This is a genomic window from Vreelandella sp. 2A-K22, from assembly GCF_054065485.1.
Map to the genome: position 1 here is coordinate 167,512 of NZ_JBSUGC010000013.1, position 18,399 is coordinate 185,910.

Genomic DNA, 18,399 nt, shown 5'->3' on the forward strand with positions numbered 1-18,399 from the left:
TCATTGGTGGGCATCAAGGCTGCGGGCAGTGTAGTGCTTTTTAATAGACCAGCGCAGCGCATCGATCACGATGAAACATGCCAAGCTTACACCCAGTACGGGCAGTGCTACGCCAAGCGTGATAGCGACGAACAGCACGCCGAGTTGGGTCGTAAGCGGAAGCATTAGCCAGGGTTCAGTCACCGTTGGGAAGCGCTGACCACTCGCCGTGCGTAGCCGCCGCCACGCCATTACGTAACCCCACACCATCAGCGTCACAAGCCCCGCGGCGATCAACGCCAGCACTATTTGATTAGCGATACCAAACAGTACGCCCATATGCAGATCAATCCCCCAGCGGGTGAGCTTGGCGGCTAGTGGGAAGGTGGTAAAGTCGGTTTGATCGGTCACAGCCATGCTTTGCGGATGCAGCGCCACCTGGTCTACCTGCGTAGGCCACTGGCGATCAATTTCCGCTACCCGCCATGCCTCCTGGGAACTGCTCGGAGGCGTTAGTTGGATGCGCGCTGCGCTAAGCCCCGCCTTACGAGCAGCGCTCAGCGCCCGGTCAAAGTCCTCTAACGTGATAGACGTGGCCACCATTGCCATATGGCCGTGATGCTCAGCATGTTCATCGGCTACCTGGCTATCGGTATCGATCAGTGCCGTTGAGGCACTTGGCGTGCCCCAGCCCCAGGCATGACGAAGTTCCGCAATATTGCTCCCTGCCCACTGTGACCAAGTGAGCCCCGTTGCCGAAAAGAACAGCAGCCCGAAGGAAAGCACTACGCCAAGTGTTGCGTGGCGTTGGCGTGTGGTGTGGGAGCCTGATAGCGCTTTCAGTGCGCGGCGTTGGCGAATCCACAGCGTTATGCCACCCAGCGCGGCAAGCCAAAGCCATGAGGCAGCCAGCTCACTATAGAGACGCCCCATCTCGCCCATTAACAGCTGGCGGTGAAAATGATCGATCGCGGTGCGCAGCGGTAAAATACCGCTGGTACCATAAACCGTCGTATCACCGGTGACTTTCAGGGTAATGGGGTCGACAAACAGCGCCCGATGTTCAGAAGGCCCCAGCCCTGGCTCGCTAAACATGAGTCGGGTGGTGTCGCCTAACGCCGGTGCAGGGCGCACCGCGCTGGGCAGGGTTGGTTCGCCCAGGTATTGCTGGGCCGTAGTGATCTGTTCGGCAAGTGAATGAGGCTCGCCCTGAGTAGCGCCATATAGGGTGTCATGGTAGAGCCACTCTTCAAGTGGTGGGCTAAGCAAGTAAGCGATACCAGACAGTGCCGCGATAAGAATAAAAGGGCCGACGAAGAGGCCAATATATAGGTGTAAGCGGCTAAGCAGAGCAAAAAGCAGCTTGCCGGTGCGGTTAGAGGAGTGGACTGTCATTGGCTTGAATCCGAGTGGTATCGGTAAATTAGCCAGACAGCTTAGATAGTTTAATTAGCAATCGCTAGCCTGTGCATAGCGGTAAAAAGTCACACGCTTAGCGGCTAGACGGAGCGGGCTTGACGGCCAGGAGTGCACGGAATAGACCATTCATTAGCACCGGTTCGTCGTGGTGAATCTGAAACCCAGCTTCGCTGAGCAGTGGCTGTGCTTGGCGTGTAATGTCGGTGGCAAGTGCCGATGTGACTCCATTCAGAAGACGTCGGCCCGCACCCACAGATTGACCGTCTGGCTGGAACTTATCCATTACGCACAGCTGCCCACCGGGTTTTAACACGCGGTACGCTTCGGCAAGCCCTCGCTGTGGATCAGGCATTACCGCAATAATCAGATGCATGATGACGGCCTCAAAGTGCTCATCGGGGTAGTTGAGCGCCTCGGCATCCATCACACTACACTCCACATCGTGGCGAAGCTCCTCGGCTCTTTTTGCCGTGCGCTTCACCATGGCCGGAGCGATATCGGTGGCGTGCAATTCGATGTCATGAGGCAGAAAAGGCAGGTCTAACCCTGTGCCAGCCCCTACCAGCAGCACCCGCATACCAGGCTCCCAATCTACTTGTCCAAGCGCAATACGCCGTGGCCTACGAAACGCACGGGCGGCGACCGCATCGTAGAAAGGTGCGTAAACGGTGTAGCGAAGGCGATTCCACGCGGTGGTGTTGAACATAACGCCCCTTTGCAGCTCAACGCTGCGATTGCTGAATGCCGGGTGTCGACTATTTACATCAGACTACCTATAGCATGAAAGCAATCATTCAACCAATAAAGCGTGCTTATGTTGGATGATTTATTTTATATGGCTAATATTATCACCCTATCAAATTTATTGTGTGGGATTTATGAAATAGCAAACGTTATAGTGATCCTTTGGTTGATTGTTTGTAGTAATTTTTGATTGGTCTTAAAGTTGTAGAGATAAGATTTTATCATTGTGTTTGATTACCCTTTTTGTAGGCGTGTAGTTAAGCTTTCAACAATATCGATAACTAGCTGTCGATCATTTTGATTTAAAGGCTCTAAAAGCTGTTTCATTCTGCTTGACTGATCATCGATATGAAAACTGGCTTGCCCAAATAACTCAGCTGCCTCGCAGTTGAAAATTTCAGCAAGCTCTATTAAGCGCACAATGTTGGGGATCACCCGTCCGCGCTCGATGCGCGAAACGGCTTCGTTACCAACACCTAGGCGCTCAGCAACTTCCTCTTGGGTCAATTGACTGCGAACCCGCTGTTTGGCAATTGCCCGGCCGATACTGCCTGCAAGCCGTTTCTGTTCTGTTTTATTCACAATGTCCTCCATTAGACCTAGATGGTTGAGGAACGACCTATTGACATGAAGGACTGTTTAGGTTGAATATCATCTTCTAAGGTTGATTTGGATGCCTGTAGTTACTTTTTGTTTCGTTTGGTTACGCCATGAAATGTGTAATTAAGGGGTAATTATTTAATTGGGTAGCCAAAAAAAATAAAAAGCATAGGTGTGATAGGTGGAAATGCCCGAAGCTATAAAGCATATAACTGAGGGCAGCTTTAGTAGTGTAAGTTATCAATATGTTTTCAGTGTTAATGTTCAAGTTGCTTTGGTTGGTTGTTTGAAGGTTGTTTAAAAGCTTATGAAAGAAGATTGTGAGGTGTTGAATGTTGGGTGGTTTTTCTTTTGTAAGCTTTAGGCGTTTATAAACTTTAGTCGTTGATCGGTTACCGAGTGGCGTTTATGCGGCGGATCGGTGCGTTTTTTTAAATACTGTTCAGCAAGAGCGGGAGAGAAGCTTGATGTGTAAATCCGAAGGCGCTTAATAACATGCTCCCTACTTCTGCACCAGAGATTTTTCGACAGTTGGCGGATAAGTTGACCTGCGTCAGTGAAGAGGGCTTTTTTCAACACCTTGTGCGATCCCTGACGGGTATCCTTGGCGTTGATCATGCCGTTGTTGAATATGTCGATAGCCGCCAGGGCACTGTGAGCACATTGGCAGCGTGGTCTCAGGGTGAGTTCATTGAGACAGCTCCGTATTCACTACAAAGCACGCCATGCCAACAGGTCGCGGAACACTCACGGCTGTTTATATCTTCTCATACTCGTCAGCAGTTTCCAGAGGATCAGCGGCTGGCTGCCCTGAGAGTTGAGGGGTATTTGGGTATCTCCATCGCAGCGCCTGGTGGCGGCTTTTTGGGGGCTATTGCGCTAATGCACTCATCCGTCCTGGAGCTTCCTTCTTATGCCGATGAAGTGTTACGTATCTCTGCGGCGTTGGCTGGCGCAGAGTTGGCGCGTCAGTTAGCAGAAAGCCAAACGCGCGAACGTCTGTTATATAAACAGCAGGCGTTGCAGCGCATTGGTCGACACAACACCGCCCTGATCAACACCATTAATGAGCAGCAACGCTTTCAACACGCCGTTGTTAGCTTGGCAACTGCGGTCTCAGCTGAGAATGGCGAAGCGTTTCTGCGCCGGCTAACCGCCCATATGGCCGAAGCGTTATCCGCTGAAGTTGGGTTTATAGCGCTACTGGACGAGCAGGATTCCGATATCGCGCATACCTTAACGCTGTATGTAAATGGTCAGTGCCAGGATAATTTTGCTTATTATCTTCCTGGCGTTCCTTGCCATAAGGTAATGGTGGAGCAAGAGTGTATCGTTCACGAGGGCGCCGCCATTAGGCTGCCTGCTGAAACCAACGGGGCGCTTTCGTGGGTAAACGGCTATGTTGGGCGCCGGCTGGATGATAGCCATGGTCAGCCGATGGGGCTTATTGGCGTCATGTTTAAGAAGCCGCTGGACGATGTGGATGTTGTGCGCAATGTCTTGCAGATATTTGCTGCGCGGGCCGCTTCAGAGCTTGAACGCCAACAAGACGAAGTACGCATTCGCCAATTGGCTTTTTCTGATTCGGGGACTCAATTGCCCAACCGTGCTGCCTTTATGCGCCACTTAGAGCGAGTGGTCGCCGATACGCAGACCACTGAATTGGCGCTATTGCTACTGGATCTTAATCATTTCAAAGAGATCAATGATACCGCTGGGCATGACCTGGGCGATTTAGTCCTAAAGGCCGTGGCCGAGCGCTTTGCAGCTTCGTTGACGGAGGGACAGTATTTAGCACGCTTAGCTGGTGATGAGTTTGTGGTGGTTTGCCCTGGTGTTGAGGCAAGCAGCGCGTTAGCCACAGCTCAGCAATTGTGCGACAGCATCGCGCAACCGTTTATTGTTGAGCAACACTCCTTTGAGCTTTCTGTGGGAATCGGTCTGGCGCTATATCCTCAGCATGCGGCAACGCCATTAGAGCTGTTGAAACACGCCGACATTGCCATGCATCAAGCCAAGCGGCAAAAGCTTCCCGTATGTGTATTTGAACCCTGGATGGGGCGCGTTGTGGCTGAACAGTTGCATATCGCCAAACGCCTGGCGTCCGCCATTGCCGAAAAACAGCTGAGCCTGCACTTTCAGCCCCAGGTAGATTTGCACACCGGCCAGTTAATTGGCGCTGAGGCGCTGTGTCGGTGGCACGATGAGGAGCTGGGTGACGTTTCACCGGGTAAATTTATTCCTATTGCCGAGGAGCGCGGCATGATCGTCGCGCTCGGCAGTTGGGTGATAGAGGAAGCCTGCAGGCAACTTGCCGCATGGCGAGAGCAGGGGCGCTCTATGCCTGGCCAGTTAGCGATTAATATTGCCGCCCAGCAGTTTGAAGAGGATGATTTGGTGACTGGCCTGCTCGGTTGCTGTGTTGACTTTGGCGTTGAGGCGTCACAACTTAGCCTGGAAATTACCGAAAGCGGTATCATGGAGAATCCTGAAAAAGCGATTGCTATGACCGAAGTGTTAAAGAGCAAAGGGTTAGGGCTTTCCATTGATGACTTTGGCACCGGGTATTCGTCGCTTGCCTACCTAAAGCGCTTCGCCGCCGATAAAATTAAAATCGATATCTCCTTCGTCCGCGATATGCTCACCAGCGACAACGACCGTGTCATTGTGGCAACGATCATTGCCATGGCAAACACGCTGGGCCTTGAAACCATTGCGGAAGGGATTGAGAACCAAAACCAGATTAACGCATTGCTTGCAATGGGCTGTGCCCAGGGCCAAGGCTACTACTTTGATCGGCCATTGGCAGCTAAAGAGTTTGCCCAGCGCTGGCTGCGCTAGGTGAGTAGGTCGTTTTTGCATTGAGCGTTTTTGAAGGGCGCCCACCAAACTGCTATCTATAATAGACAATAAGCTTAAGGTAGCGCCTGTTCTCCCGGTTCAACGAATCGAGCCCATTCTAATTTTAGCCTCAACCCTTTCAAAAAGCCCGGTTAGTCGGGGTGCCAAGTAGTCTAGACTCATGCTATACCTAAAACGTAACCTCATCTTCACATACGCTCGAGGTGCGCGCTTTAGGATGGTGAGAAAATCAAAAGGACGCATTTAGCTGATCGAATGGACTCTTTCGTATGTCGATTCGGCAAGTAAGCGAATTTGAATTTAGTCAAAGGATTGTACAGGAGCATGACGCTAAATGAGTGGATCGACCCGGTTAAGTAAATTTTCAAGCTGCAAAGGTTTTTTTTCAGTCGCCGTTCTGGGTGGCCTGCTGGTTGGAAGCATCCCTCTTGAGGCTTTTGCATTTGGCTTCGATGATGTCGCTAGAAAAGCAGAGGAACTAGCCCAGCAGGGCTACCGAGCCCCGGAAACATCTCTGCCTGATGAGCTGCGCGAACTCAGCTATATGGAGTATTCGCAAATACAGTTCAAGCGAGATCGCGATGTGTGGAGCGGTAAAGGCGCACCGTTCACCCTGAGCTTTATCCATGAGGGTATGCATTATGACAGTGCCATCCAATTAAACAGCGTTGATCAGGAGGGGGGGGTACATGGCTTTGCCTATAATCCGGATGATTTTACCTACGGTGATTTAGGCATCTCCGACGAAGTGAAGAATAGCGATGGCATTGGTATTGCCGGGGTCAGGATCAACCATGCACTCAATGAAGGTGATCGCAAAGATGAGGTGATGGTCTTTCTGGGGGCTAGCTATTTTCGCGCTATTGGCGAAGGGCAGGTTTATGGGCTTTCCGGGCGAGGACTTGCCGTTGATACAGGGCTACCTTCGGGCGAGGAGTTCCCTCGCTTCAAGGAAATATGGATCGTCGAACCTGGCCCGGAAAGCCAGTACTTGACTATTTTCGCACTGCTTGACTCACCTAGCGTGACCGGTGCATACCGCTTCGTGCTGCGTCCCGGAGAAGACACTATAGTCGACGTACAGTCGCGGCTATATTTGCGTCGGGCTGTCGAGAAACTAGGGATAGCTCCACTCACCAGCATGTATCTTTACGGCCCAGAGCAGCCCTCTTCGACACAACACTATATCCCGGCAATCCATGATTCTAATGGCCTTTTGATCAATGATGCGCAGAATGGCTGGCTGTGGCGCCCGCTAGCCAATCCGGCCAGATTGATGATGAATAGGCATGCAACACCTCAGTTACGCGGTTATGGCTTGATGCAGCGTGGCCACAATTTTAGCGATTATCAGGATATTGCCGCACGTTATGATCTGCGCCCAAGCGCCTGGGTCGAGCCACAAAACGAATGGGGAGCGGGTAGCGTTGAGCTGATTCAGATTCCGACTGACAACGAGACCAACGATAATATCGTCTCGATGTGGCTGTCTGATGAACCCCATGAGCCGGGAACACCGCTGGCATTCGATTACCGTATTACGTTCACAACCAATGAAAGCCGCCACCTTGATCCTCAGCTTGCCTGGGTTGAAGAAACACGTCGCTCACGAGGAGAGGTGATGCGCGATAACCTAGTGCGCGAGCCCGACGGGACACTCGCTTTTGTCCTCGATTTTATCGGGCCCTCGCTTTCCGGTATCGGCAGCGATGCAAATATGACCGTTGAGGCAAGCGTGGGCGATAATGGAGAATTGGCGACTAGCCGCGTTGTTCATAACCCAGCGACCAACGGTTGGCGTGTATTTGTCAATGTGAAGCGGAATAATGGCAGCCAGCCCTTGGATATCAGGGCCAAGCTAATGCTCGATGGCAAGCAAATGTCCGAAACCTGGTACTACAGGCTGCCTGCTAATGGCTGAAATGATGTCTTCATCGCAGGCAACGCCAACGGATATTTATTTAGAGCGCTTGGCGTTGGAGACCCAGAATCGTAAGGAGCGCTACAAGTTACTGGTCGGTGATCTTGATAAGCACGACATGGCGTCGCTACACGCTGCGTTGAGCGAGGATAGTGATGGGGATGGTAATTGGCAGAGAGGTGACAATAGTGATCCTGCAGCGCTGTCAGTAGGTCGGCGCCTGGCGCTTGCCTATGCAGAGCCGCCGCTAGCGCCGCCAGACGTGCTGTCTACGGACACCTCCGGTATTACCCGCCTGCAAACTGCGCCACCGATGAAGCGAACGCCGTTGGCGCCCCAGCAGTGGTCGACCAATCCTTTCGTGAATATTGGTCGCCGCTTCAAGCGCTGGGCAAATGGTGATTTTCGTCGGCGCAGAAGAGAGTCACCCTCCGCGTCCTGGAAGTGGGTCGCCACTAGGCGACGCTGGGTTTTGCTAGTGCTGATTTTCGGTCAAAGCATCATCGCTGCCAATCAGATGCGTACTGTCCTCCCCGGCCAGGGCCTGCAGTGGCTTGAGATAGCTATCCTGTCGTTATTTGTATTGCTATTCGCCTGGGTATCCGCCGGGTTTTGGACTGCCTTGATGGGGTTTTTCCAGCTATTACGAAGCCATGACCGCTACGCCATTGACAACGAGGTGGGCGACGAGCCGATTGATGATGAGGCACGCACAGCGCTATTGGTGCCAATCTGTAACGAGGATGTTGCCAGGGTCTTTGCCGGGGTGCGCGCCACCCTGGAATCCCTGCGCAGTACGGGTAATGACCGGCATTTCGACATCTTTGTTCTGAGCGATACGTCCGATCCCGATATTGCCATTCAAGAAACCTATGCCTGGCTGGTGTTGTGTCGTGATCTGGATGCTTTCGGTCAGGTTTTCTATCGCCGCCGACAGCGTCGAGTCAAACGCAAGAGCGGTAATCTTGACGATTTTTGCCGCCGCTGGGGAGCGCTCTATCGTTATATGGTGGTGCTGGATGCCGATAGTGTCATGAGCGGCAAATGCCTTACCCGGCTGGTGCAAATGATGGAGGTGCACTCCAGGGTCGGCATTATCCAAACAGCGCCACGCGCTTCGGGGCGCCTCAACCTGTACGCTCGGATGCAGCAGTTTGCGACACGGGTATACGGACCGCTGTTTACCGCTGGGCTTCATTTTTGGCAACTGGGCGAGTCGCACTACTGGGGCCATAACGCGATCATTCGGCTCGCTCCGTTTATGCAGCACTGCATCCTGGCGCCACTGCCCGGTAAAGGCTCGATGTCGGGGGAGATATTATCCCATGACTTTGTCGAGGCGGCGCTGATGCGGCGCGCCGGTTGGGGGGTATGGATTGCCTACAAATTGGAAGGCAGCTTTGAAGAAATGCCACCTAACCTGCTCGATGAACTCAATCGCGACAGACGCTGGTGCCACGGAAATTTGATGAACTTCCGGCTGTTTTTCTCACAAGGCATCCACCCCGTCCACCGTGCCGTTTTCCTGACCGGTTTAATGTCTTATCTTTCAGCGCCGCTATGGTGTCTTTTTTTAGTTCTTTCTACCGCACTTCTAGCAGTGCATACCTTTAGCACTCCCGACTACTTTCCTGAGCCGGGAATGTTGTTTCCTGTTTGGCCACAATGGAATCCAACCTTAGCGGTGGGGTTGTTCGGTGTTACAGCGTTACTCCTTTTCTTGCCTAAGCTGCTCAGCGTGTTGCTGGTGTGGATACAGGGGAGTCGGCAATTTGGCGGGCCTCTCAAGGTATTGGAAAGTATGATTCTCGAGTCGCTATTCTCGATGCTATTAGCGCCGGTAAGGATGCTGTTTCACACCCGCTTTGTACTGACGTCATTGATGGGGTGGGCGGTTCAATGGCGCTCACCATCACGTGAAAATAGCGACACGACGTGGGGGGATGCGTTCCGCGCACATTGGAGTCAAACCCTAATAGGGGCGGTTTGGGCAGCGGGTGTTTACGTTATGGAGCCTACATTTCTGTGGTGGCTCTCGCCCATCGTCGTCGCTTTGATGCTGTCTATCCCGGTATCGGCACTGTCGAGCCGTGTCTCGTTAGGGTGGTTCTGCTTTCAAAAGCGGCTTTTCCGGATCCCCGAAGAAACACAGCCGCCCCGTGTGCTGCGGCGCATGGTGAGGTTGCTTTCCCACATGAATACCGGAATGGCGGCGCCGTCTTTTGCCCAAATGGTGGTAGATCCTGTGCCGAATGCGTTGGCTACTGCTTTAGGCACATCACGGCATACCGATGCCGAGCCAATACGCCAACGTCGGGCCGAGCGGGTTGCACGCGGAGTCAGGATGGGGCCTGCGGCAATGAGTAAGCTGGAGCGTTTGGATTTTCTAGATGACCCGGTGATGATGTCGCAACTGCACTACCACGTTTGGGAAGACAGCAAGGCACATCACAGTTGGTTTGACTGTGGTCTGCCAGGCCGTGAATCCAAGCACCTCCCAACCTTCAACTAGAGCCCTAAGCTGACGGTCTTTTTTAGTTACTCTCGCATTTAATCAGGCCGGCTGAGAGACTGGCTTGTATTGCCGCTATCACTGACTCGCTTATAACGTTTTCGCACTGAGCGTTTGCGATGGGCTCTCTCCGAACTGCTGCTTGTAGTCGTGGGCGAACTGTCCCAAGTGCCAAAAACCCCAGTAGGTGGCTATTTCCGTGACCGATTGTTGCGGAGATGCTGCCCGCAGCGCCCGGCGCACGCGGTTCAGCCGGGTCAGGCGTAAGAACTGCAGCGGGCTGATACCCAGGATGGTGGTGAAGCTGTACTGCAGTGTGCGGCGGCTAACGTGGGTAAGCTGACAAAGCTCCTCCATCGTCACGGGGCCTTCCAGATGCTCATCCACGTAGCGCTTGACGCGATCAACCACTTCCTTGCGATGGGCATAGCTGGGTGGCAGCTCAGCACTGGGCTGCTTGACCTGCAATAACTCCAGTAGCGCCATCAGCAGAATGTCTTGATGGATATGGCTGGCGATGGACAGCGTCTGACTGGTGAGTAGACGTTCAATGAGGAACGACACGGCGCGCAGGGTGTCACCGGCCGCTTGGCGACGGGGCATGGCGTGCCAGTGTGTATCCAGGCTGACCCCCTGCCGCTTGGCTGCCGCCGTCAAGGCGGGCAACTGGATCACCAGCCCATAGATGTCGAATCCTTCCGGCGTCACCAGTTCAAAATCACGTCCACCCGGGCGGCACATTACCTCGCCCGCACTGAGCGCTTGTCCATTGATGCGCGAGCCTTGATGGGTAGTGGGAATACCGATCCACAGCGACTCAGGCCATACCCGGCAGTCCTGACGTAGCGCTTGCCCGGTATGCTCCTTGAAGACCTGCATGGTTTCCAGTGCCACCTCATCCAGCCGCCCGTAGAAACTCCCTGGGCTGAGCTGATCGTACTCCTGTTGCCATCGCGTCAGGTTCTGCGCGTGCTCATCGGCATCAAAGGCCTCTTGAATGCACCTTGTTGGTGCAAATGAGCTGTCGAGCGTGGTCATGAAGCGCTCCTCGCAGTGATAAGTTGGCTAATCATAATTTATGTAACGCCTTAACTTTTTGTATTTACTTGAGTAAAGCGAAAGTTAGTGAGTTTGCCAAAACTTGATACTCCCTCTCTATTGATAACGCTATGGTGGAAACAAGCAAGTTTTGTACTTCAGCGCGATGTCAACGCGATCAACAACAGCCATCGTAATAAAAAAGGATAGCCCCATGGCGCAGACCTATCACACGACGGTGGGGAGTCGCAGCTATCGCTTTGCATGCCTGGCAGAGCTGATGGCTAAAGCCACGCCGCCCCGTTCAGGCGACCGTTTGGCCGGAGTAATGGCGGAGAGTGCCGAAGAGAGGGTGGTCGCCCAGATGGTACTCGCCGAGCTCCCGCTTACCACTTTTTTGAATGAAGCCCTGATTCCATACGAAGAGGATGAAATCACTCGGCTGATTATCGATGACCATGACTCCGACGCTTTCGCCCCCATCCGTCACCTCACCGTCGGCGATTTTCGTAACTGGTTGCTCTCCGACCACGCTACCAGTGAGGTGTTAGCAGAAGTAAAAACGGGGATTACCCCCGAAATGGCCGCTGCCGTCAGCAAGCTGATGCGCAATCAGGATTTGATTCTGGTGGCCAAGAAGTGCCGGGTCACCACCGCTTTTCGCAACACAATTGGCCTGCCGGGGCGGCTTTCCACTCGGCTTCAGCCCAATCACCCCACCGATGATGTGACCGGCATTGCGGCCAGCATTCTGGACGGCCTGCTCTACGGCAGTGGCGACGCGGTGATTGGCATCAACCCAGCGACGGATAACGTTGCCCAGAGCGTCAAGCTGATGCGCTTGATGGATGAAGTGATCCAGAAGTATCAAATCCCCACCCAGTCCTGCGTGCTTACCCACGTAACGAATACGCTGGAAGCCATAGAGCAGGGTGCCCCGGTCGATCTGGTCTTCCAGTCGATCGGCGGCACTGAGGCCACCAACCGCAGCTTTGGCTTCGACTTGAGCACCCTGGCCGAAGCCGAAGCGGCGGCGCAGTCGCTCAATCGCGGTACGGTGGGGCGCAACGTGATGTATTTCGAAACCGGCCAGGGCAGCTCGCTTTCTGCCGACGCTCACCACGGGCTCGACCAGCAAACCTGTGAAGCCCGCGCCTACGCCGTTGCACGCAAGTTCAAGCCCTTGCTGGTGAATACCGTGGTGGGTTTTATTGGCCCAGAGTACCTGTTCGATGGCAAGGAGATCACCCGTGCAGGCCTTGAAGACCACTTCTGCGGCAAGCTATTGGGCGTACCCATGGGCTGCGATGTCTGCTACACCAATCACGCCGAAGCCGACCAGAATGATATGGATAACCTGCTCACGCTGCTCGGCGTGGCGGGCTGCAACTTCATTATGGGTATCCCAGGCTCTGACGACATCATGCTCAACTACCAGACGACTTCGTTTCACGACGCGCTCTATGCACGGCGGGTACTGGGGCTGAAGGCCGCGCCGGAGTTTGAGCGCTGGCTCGAAGAGATGCAGATTTTCCAGGATGTTAGCACCCACCGGCTCAATGACCAGCTGCCCGCCGCCTTTGCCAACAGCCTGCGCCACCTGCCCAAGGAGCCTCGCCATGGCACATGATCCATCATCACCCATCGTGGTGGAGAACCCCTGGGAGCGGCTGAATGCCTTTACCGATGCGCGAATTGGACTGGGGCGCGCTGGGGTCAGCCTGCCGACCAGCAAATTGCTGGCGTTTCAGTTGGCTCACGCCCAAGCACAGGATGCGGTTCATTGTCCGCTGGATGTGGAAGCGCTATCCACCGAGCTGACCCAAGCTTTGGATTTGTCTGAGGCACCGCTGCGCCTGCACAGCCATGCTCAGGATCGTGCCATGTACCTGCAGCGGCCCGACTATGGCCGTCGCCTTAACGACGAGACCCGTGAGCACCTGCAGAAAGCTGCCGCGTCCCAGCAGCGCTATGACCTTGCAATCGTCGTGGTCGATGGGCTTTCTGCGTTGGCTGTACAGCAGAACAGTGCTCCGTTTCTTGGCGCGCTTTATCAGATGCTGAGCAGCGATGCTGCTGATTGGCAGCTAGCACCACTGACGCTTGTCGAGCAGGGGCGGGTGGCGATTGGCGACGAAATTGGCGCACTGCTCAATGCCGACGCCGTGCTCGTCATGATCGGCGAACGACCGGGGCTGAGTTCGCCGGATAGCTTGGGGTTGTATATGACCTGGGCGCCCGAGCCGGGGCTCAAGGACGATCGACGCAACTGCATTTCCAATGTGCGTCCGGCAGGTTTGCAGGTGGAAGAGGCCGCCAGACGCTTCTTTCTGCTGTTAAAAGAGGCCCGTCAGCGCAAATTGTCGGGCGTTAAGTTGAAAGACCGCAGTGAAGACGATGTGCTGGAAGGTGACTCAGCATCAGGCTCGACGCGTAACTTCCTGGTGGCGGATTAACGTCACCCAAAAAGCGACAACCTATAACAACGATCACACAACAAAACGGAACAACGTTGGTAAACCACAGCACGCCGCTGACGACGATTTCGTTCCACACTGAAAGGGCAAAACGATGACACAACCAACGATAGATCAAGCGTACCTGGCAAAACGCCAACTGCGCAAAGGCACCGCTGGCTGGATGCTGCTGGCGGGCCTCGGGGTTTCCTACGTAATTTCCGGTGATTTCGCCGGGTGGAACTTTGGTATTGCTGAAGCTGGCTGGGGGGGCTTTGCGATAGCCGCGTGTCTGATGGCGTTAATGTATCTGGCGCTGGTGCTGTCACTTGCCGAAATGTCGGCGGCGATACCCGCGGCTGGAGGCGGCTACAGCTTTGCCCGCCAAGCAATGGGGCCTGCTGGCGGCTATCTGACCGGGTTGGCCGTATTGATCGAGTATGCCCTGGCGCCAGCGGCCATTGTGATCTTCATTGGCGCCGCCGTAGAGTCGTTGCTGGGTATCAACGGCCCGCTGGTCTACCTCATTTTCTACGCGCTGTTCATCGGCATTCACCTGGCGGGTGTGGGGGAAGCGCTAAAAGTCATGATGGTCATCAGTGGCTTGGCAGTGTTTGCCATCCTGGCCACCGCCGTCGCACTGATCGGTGATTTTGATGCCGCCAACCTGTTTGATATTGCTCCCACCGATGCGGCAGGTGCGAGCACCTTTATGCCGTTTGGTTGGTACGGCGTCTGGGCGGCACTACCCTTTGGTATGTGGCTGTTCCTGGCGGTAGAAGGCGTACCGCTTGCGGCCGAAGAGGCTAAAGATCCTGCTCGGGACATGCCCAGAGGTATCATCGGCGCGATGTTGTTCCTGCTCTTCACAGCGCTGTTAGTCGTGGTGCTGCTGGCCGGTGCCGCGGGCGCCGAGATGATCGGTCAAAGCGGCGTGCCGCTGGTGGATGCGCTGAATGCAGCGGGCAATCCGACCTTGGCAACCGTGGTGAACGTGCTGGGCCTGGCGGGGCTGATTGCTTCCTTCTTTTCGATCATCTACGGCTATAGCCGGTTGGTCTTTGCGCTTTCACGGGCGGGGTACCTCCCCAAGGCGCTGTCGCTGACCAGTGGCCGTAAAGTGCCTTATCTTGCCCTGATCGTGCCCGGCGTGTTTGGCTTTCTGGTGTCGTTGAGCGGTGAAGGCGACCTGATGCTGGGCATGGCCGTGGTCGGTGCGACGATCTCTTATGCGCTCATGGCACTCAGCCATATTCTACTGCGGGTAAAACAACCCGACCTGCCGCGTCCGTATAAAACGCCTGGCGGTGTCGTTACCTCGGGGATTGCACTGGTGCTTTCCCTGGTTGCGCTCACCGGGGTATACGCCTTCGACCCACGCGCCTTTAACTACACTATCGTGCTGTTCATTGTTGGCGCAGCCTACTTCTTCCTCTACAGCAAGAATCACCTCGTAGCGAAAACTGCCGAGGAGGAGTTTGCGTTGGTGGTCGCGTCACCTGAAGATCTGGATGATATTGACTCAGATCCTGTGGTCACGACAGCGAAGCTGTAATTCACAAGACTAATCGCCTAGGCTGAACAAGCCTCTTTGCCCAGCGGCAAAGAGGCTTTTTTGGCTAATGATAAGGAGTCGTCATGGCGTTGACATTTGATAGTCCCAGCGAGCAGCAGCGCTGGTACTCCGTTGATGATGGCGTGATGGGTGGCGTTTCAAAGAGTGGTTTTTGCGTTACCGATGGCGTAGGTCGCTTTCAGGGCGAGGTGTCGCTTGAAAACGGTGGTGGCTTTGCCTCCGTTCGCCGCGAGCCCAATGGGTTCGAGCCAACGCTAGCGGATGCCCAGGGCATAGAGCTGACCGTGCGGGGCGACGGACGTACCTATCAACTGCGCTTGAAAAGCACCTCCCTTGGCAATGCCTCAGCGTACCGAGTGAAATTTACGCCTTCTCAAGATGCCTGGGAGACGCTGTACTTCTCATGGGATGCTTTTGAAGCGGTGAGGCGGGGAACGCTATTGAGTGACGCCCCGGCAGTAACGCCAAGCGAGATTCACCAACTTGGCTTTTTAATCGCTGACCGCACCGCGGGGCCTTTTTGCTTACGGCTCAAACGTATTGCGGCAGTGCGCTAAACTGGGGCTACCCAACCAAGGTCGTCTCGCATGTAGTTTGCCGTTAGGCAACGCTAGCGCAAATCAACAGGAGCCCAGCCCGTGAAGCACTCGCCTGCGTACCGCTTAGCGACGACGATTTTGCATGGCTTTGATGAGTACCGTGCACGTTTTAAGGAGATTACCGCCGATGCCAGCCGTCGTTTCCGTGACGCGGCGTGGCGCGAAACGCAGCAGGCATCCGCCGAGCGTATCAATCTCTATAAGGAAAAGATTGATGACACTCTGGGGCGCTTAAAGCGTACCTTTGATCCCGAGGTGGTGTCTCACTGCGAGTGCTGGCGCGAGGCGCGCAACCACTACGCTGAGTTGATCAGCCACCGACTCGATTATGAGCTCGCTGAAACCTTCTTTAACTCGCTGTTCTGCGCTATTTTCCATCATCGCCATATCCGCAACGACTGGATGTTTGTGTATAGCTCCCGGGAAGATGCCGCCCACCGCTCGGGAATTGACCTATGCCGTCGCAAACAGGTTAATGGCGACTGGCAGGCTGCCCTCAAATGGGCACTTATCGATGCCCCCTTCGAAAATCGCTTTGCGGAAATAGATCAGGATACTCATCTCGGCGCCACCTTCTTACAGCAGCACTTACCCACGGCGATTTTGAACGCCGGTGATGCTGAAATCGAGTTGCTGAATAGCGTCTTTTATCGCAATAAAGGCGCCTATTTGGTGGGGCGAATCCTGGGCGGCGGCGAGCAGGTGCCGCTGGTGCTGCCGGTACTCCATGGCGAGGGTTTTGGAGAGCAGCAGGGGGGCGATCCCAGCCTACACCTGGATACGGTACTGATCGAAACCGACGAGGTGTCGATTATTTTCTCCTTCACCCGCGCCTACTTCCAGGTTGAGGTAGCGGTGCCCAGGGAGTTTGTCGATTACCTTCAGCAACTGATGCCGCACAAACCGGAAGGCGAGCTCTACGCTGCCATCGGCTTCTTCAAACATGGTAAAACCGAGTTTTTCCGGGCGTTGAATCGTCAGGTCGCCAGGCGTGAAGATCAGTTTATTATCGCCCCAGGCGTGCGTGGCATGGTGATGGCGGTGTTTGTACTGCCCAGCTTTCGCACCGTCTTTAAGATCATTAAAGATAAATTCGACCCGGCCAAAGACGTGACCCACGCCGTAGTGCGAGAAAAGTATCGGCTAGTGAAACGTCATGACCGGGTAGGGCGCATGGCCGATACTCAAGAATTCTCCAATTTTATTGTCCGCCAGGATCATTTTGCGCCGGAGTGCCTGGAGCACTTACTGGAAGTGGCTCCCTCAACCGTTGTGTTGAAAGACGATAAGGTGATTATCAAACACTGCTATACCGAGCGGATGATGACGCCGCTGAACATCTACCTGGAACAGTGCAGCGACCAAGAGAAGGAGACGGCGCTTAAGGATTACGGCAATGCCATTAAGCAAATGGCCGCGGCGAACATCTTTCCTGGCGATATGCTGCTGAAAAATTTTGGCGTGACACGCCATGGAAGGGTGATCTTCTACGACTACGATGAAGTTTGCTACCTCACCGAGTGCCGTTTTCGGCATATACCCAAATCCCAGGGCAATGACTTCCAGGGGGGTGATACGTTATCTATCGGCCCTAACGATATTTTTCCTGAGGAGTTTGGGCCTTTTATGTTCGCTAATAAGATCCTACGCGACATGTTCATGGCGCAGCACCCCGAGCTATTTGACCCGGATTACTGGCTGGAACTGCAGCAGGCGATCATCGATGGCCGTGTCATCGACGTTTATCCTTACCGCAATAAGCAGCGTTTTGCGGGCAGTATTGGCCAGCTAGTATATTAGTGTCTTACTTAAGAAACAGTGAAACATAAACAACGAGGTCATCATGGCAGCAAGCCCGCATTTGGTGGTGTTTACCGGCTCGGGGATTAGTGCTGAGAGTGGTATCAAGACCTTCCGTGCCAGCGACGGCCTATGGGAAAACCATCCTGTCGAGGATGTTGCCACTCCCGAGGCGTGGCAACGTGACCCGCAGCAAGTGCTGGATTTTTACAATCAACGACGTGATCAGATCCGTCGTGCCAAGCCCAACGCGGCGCACAAGGCGCTAGCTGCCCTGGAGCAAGAGGGGTTTAACGTCAGCATTATTACTCAGAATATTGATGACCTTCATGAGCGTGCAGGCTCCCGCCATGTATTACATCTACACGGCGAGATTTTAAAAGCACGTTCGTCAATCGATGAGCGCATGCGCTACCCGCTGCCGAAAGGCGGCATCGAACTAGGCAATGTGTGCGACAAGGGCAGCCAACTGCGACCCGACGTGGTCTGGTTTGGCGAGTCGGTGCCGCTGTTTGCGGAGGCCTGTGAACTTGTCAGTCAGGCTGACTTTCTACTGGTCGTCGGCACATCGCTGGCAGTTATGCCCGCCGCTTCGCTGCTCTCGTACATTGACTACGACACGCCCTGCGCACTGGTCGACCCGGAGGCGGATATGCTCAGCCCGCCAGGCGTATTGGCAATTAACACCACCGCTGGAGAAGGCGTTCCAGCGTTGGTAAACCGCTGGAAGCAGCAGGGTAATCTACTGTTGTCTTGAAAATTCGAGACTGGATCGGCACAGCCTTCTGCGGGGGCGCTGTAAACCCGTCCATGGGCGCTACTTTTGTCATCTGACCGCCATGGATGGCGGAAATGCCGGAATTGTTGGGAACATTTTCCGGTCATGACAAAAG

At 54.4% G+C, this 18,399-nt stretch carries 13 protein-coding genes; 9 read left to right on the plus strand and 4 right to left on the minus strand.

The window, feature by feature from the left end:
- The 3 genes from ACW17M_RS17885 to ACW17M_RS17895 form a co-directional block, all read right to left on the minus strand.
- Entirely contained in the window at positions 1-1,374 is a 1,374-nt protein-coding gene (locus ACW17M_RS17885; RefSeq protein ID WP_457547884.1) for a PepSY-associated TM helix domain-containing protein, read from the minus strand.
- Positions 1,375-1,471: 97 nt separating this feature from the next.
- A complete protein-coding gene (locus ACW17M_RS17890; RefSeq protein WP_009288375.1) occupies positions 1,472-2,104 on the minus strand; it encodes a class I SAM-dependent methyltransferase in 633 nt (210 codons plus the stop codon).
- A 272-nt stretch (positions 2,105-2,376) separates the two neighbouring features.
- A complete protein-coding gene (locus ACW17M_RS17895) occupies positions 2,377-2,724 on the minus strand; it encodes a helix-turn-helix domain-containing protein (protein WP_022520115.1) in 348 nt (115 codons plus the stop codon).
- Positions 2,725-3,237: 513 nt separating this feature from the next.
- Here ACW17M_RS17895 and ACW17M_RS17900 point away from each other — a divergent pair.
- The 3 genes from ACW17M_RS17900 to mdoH all read left to right on the plus strand — a co-directional run bounded on the left by ACW17M_RS17900 (position 3,238) and on the right by mdoH (position 10,037).
- Positions 3,238-5,583, plus strand: coding sequence for a putative bifunctional diguanylate cyclase/phosphodiesterase (locus ACW17M_RS17900; RefSeq protein ID WP_342584320.1), 2,346 nt, complete (start codon positions 3,238-3,240; stop codon positions 5,581-5,583).
- 355 nt (positions 5,584-5,938) lie between these two features.
- Positions 5,939-7,525, plus strand: a complete 1,587-nt coding sequence (locus ACW17M_RS17905) for a glucan biosynthesis protein G (RefSeq protein ID WP_051052184.1) — start codon at positions 5,939-5,941, stop codon at positions 7,523-7,525.
- Positions 7,518-10,037 (plus strand): glucans biosynthesis glucosyltransferase MdoH, encoded by a 2,520-nt coding sequence (gene mdoH / locus ACW17M_RS17910; RefSeq protein WP_027957817.1) that lies wholly within the window; start codon positions 7,518-7,520, stop codon positions 10,035-10,037. The genes ACW17M_RS17905 and mdoH overlap by 8 nt, the downstream gene beginning before the upstream one ends.
- A 90-nt stretch (positions 10,038-10,127) precedes the next feature.
- Here mdoH and ACW17M_RS17915 read toward each other — a convergent pair whose 3' ends face one another.
- A complete protein-coding gene (locus tag ACW17M_RS17915; protein ID WP_009288377.1) occupies positions 10,128-11,075 on the minus strand; it encodes a helix-turn-helix domain-containing protein in 948 nt (315 codons plus the stop codon).
- A gap of 214 nt (positions 11,076-11,289) precedes the next feature.
- On the opposite strand from ACW17M_RS17915, the gene ACW17M_RS17920 reads away from it, so the two are divergent.
- From ACW17M_RS17920 to ACW17M_RS17945, 6 genes are all read left to right on the plus strand, one after another.
- Positions 11,290-12,705 (plus strand): ethanolamine ammonia-lyase subunit EutB, encoded by a 1,416-nt coding sequence (locus tag ACW17M_RS17920; protein WP_027957818.1) that lies wholly within the window; start codon positions 11,290-11,292, stop codon positions 12,703-12,705.
- Complete coding sequence (gene eutC, locus ACW17M_RS17925; protein WP_022520109.1) at positions 12,695-13,531, plus strand: ethanolamine ammonia-lyase subunit EutC; 837 nt, start codon at positions 12,695-12,697, stop codon at positions 13,529-13,531. The genes ACW17M_RS17920 and eutC overlap by 11 nt, the downstream gene beginning before the upstream one ends.
- Before the next feature lie 115 nt (positions 13,532-13,646).
- Entirely contained in the window at positions 13,647-15,086 is a 1,440-nt protein-coding gene (eat, locus tag ACW17M_RS17930; RefSeq protein WP_009288378.1) for an ethanolamine permease, read from the plus strand.
- A gap of 83 nt (positions 15,087-15,169) precedes the next feature.
- The gene (locus tag ACW17M_RS17935) at positions 15,170-15,664 is read left to right on the plus strand and encodes a CIA30 family protein (protein WP_022520108.1); all 495 of its coding nucleotides are present in this window, start codon (positions 15,170-15,172) and stop codon (positions 15,662-15,664) included.
- 81 nt (positions 15,665-15,745) lie between these two features.
- Positions 15,746-17,506, plus strand: a complete 1,761-nt coding sequence (aceK, locus tag ACW17M_RS17940) for a bifunctional isocitrate dehydrogenase kinase/phosphatase (protein ID WP_457547885.1) — start codon at positions 15,746-15,748, stop codon at positions 17,504-17,506.
- Between the two features lie 43 nt (positions 17,507-17,549).
- Positions 17,550-18,263 carry an SIR2 family NAD-dependent protein deacylase gene (locus ACW17M_RS17945; RefSeq protein ID WP_027957821.1) on the plus strand — a complete coding sequence of 238 codons (714 nt, stop codon included), beginning with the start codon at positions 17,550-17,552 and terminating at the stop codon, positions 18,261-18,263.
- Positions 18,264-18,399 lie beyond the last annotated feature (136 nt).

What these genes read in the sequence shown, in the direction of transcription:
- ACW17M_RS17890 (WP_009288375.1), bottom strand. Translation starts at nt 2,104, where the DNA reads ATGTTCAACACCACCGCGTGGAATCGCCTTCGCTACACCGTTTACGCA.
- eat (WP_009288378.1), top strand. Translation starts at nt 13,647, where the DNA reads ATGACACAACCAACGATAGATCAAGCGTACCTGGCAAAACGCCAACTG.
- ACW17M_RS17915 (WP_009288377.1), bottom strand. Translation starts at nt 11,075, where the DNA reads ATGACCACGCTCGACAGCTCATTTGCACCAACAAGGTGCATTCAAGAG.
- ACW17M_RS17900 (WP_342584320.1), top strand. Translation starts at nt 3,238, where the DNA reads ATGCTCCCTACTTCTGCACCAGAGATTTTTCGACAGTTGGCGGATAAG.
- ACW17M_RS17905 (WP_051052184.1), top strand. Translation starts at nt 5,939, where the DNA reads ATGAGTGGATCGACCCGGTTAAGTAAATTTTCAAGCTGCAAAGGTTTT.
- mdoH (WP_027957817.1), top strand. Translation starts at nt 7,518, where the DNA reads ATGGCTGAAATGATGTCTTCATCGCAGGCAACGCCAACGGATATTTAT.
- ACW17M_RS17935 (WP_022520108.1), top strand. Translation starts at nt 15,170, where the DNA reads ATGGCGTTGACATTTGATAGTCCCAGCGAGCAGCAGCGCTGGTACTCC.
- ACW17M_RS17885 (WP_457547884.1), bottom strand. Translation starts at nt 1,374, where the DNA reads ATGACAGTCCACTCCTCTAACCGCACCGGCAAGCTGCTTTTTGCTCTG.
- eutC (WP_022520109.1), top strand. Translation starts at nt 12,695, where the DNA reads ATGGCACATGATCCATCATCACCCATCGTGGTGGAGAACCCCTGGGAG.
- ACW17M_RS17945 (WP_027957821.1), top strand. Translation starts at nt 17,550, where the DNA reads ATGGCAGCAAGCCCGCATTTGGTGGTGTTTACCGGCTCGGGGATTAGT.
- ACW17M_RS17920 (WP_027957818.1), top strand. Translation starts at nt 11,290, where the DNA reads ATGGCGCAGACCTATCACACGACGGTGGGGAGTCGCAGCTATCGCTTT.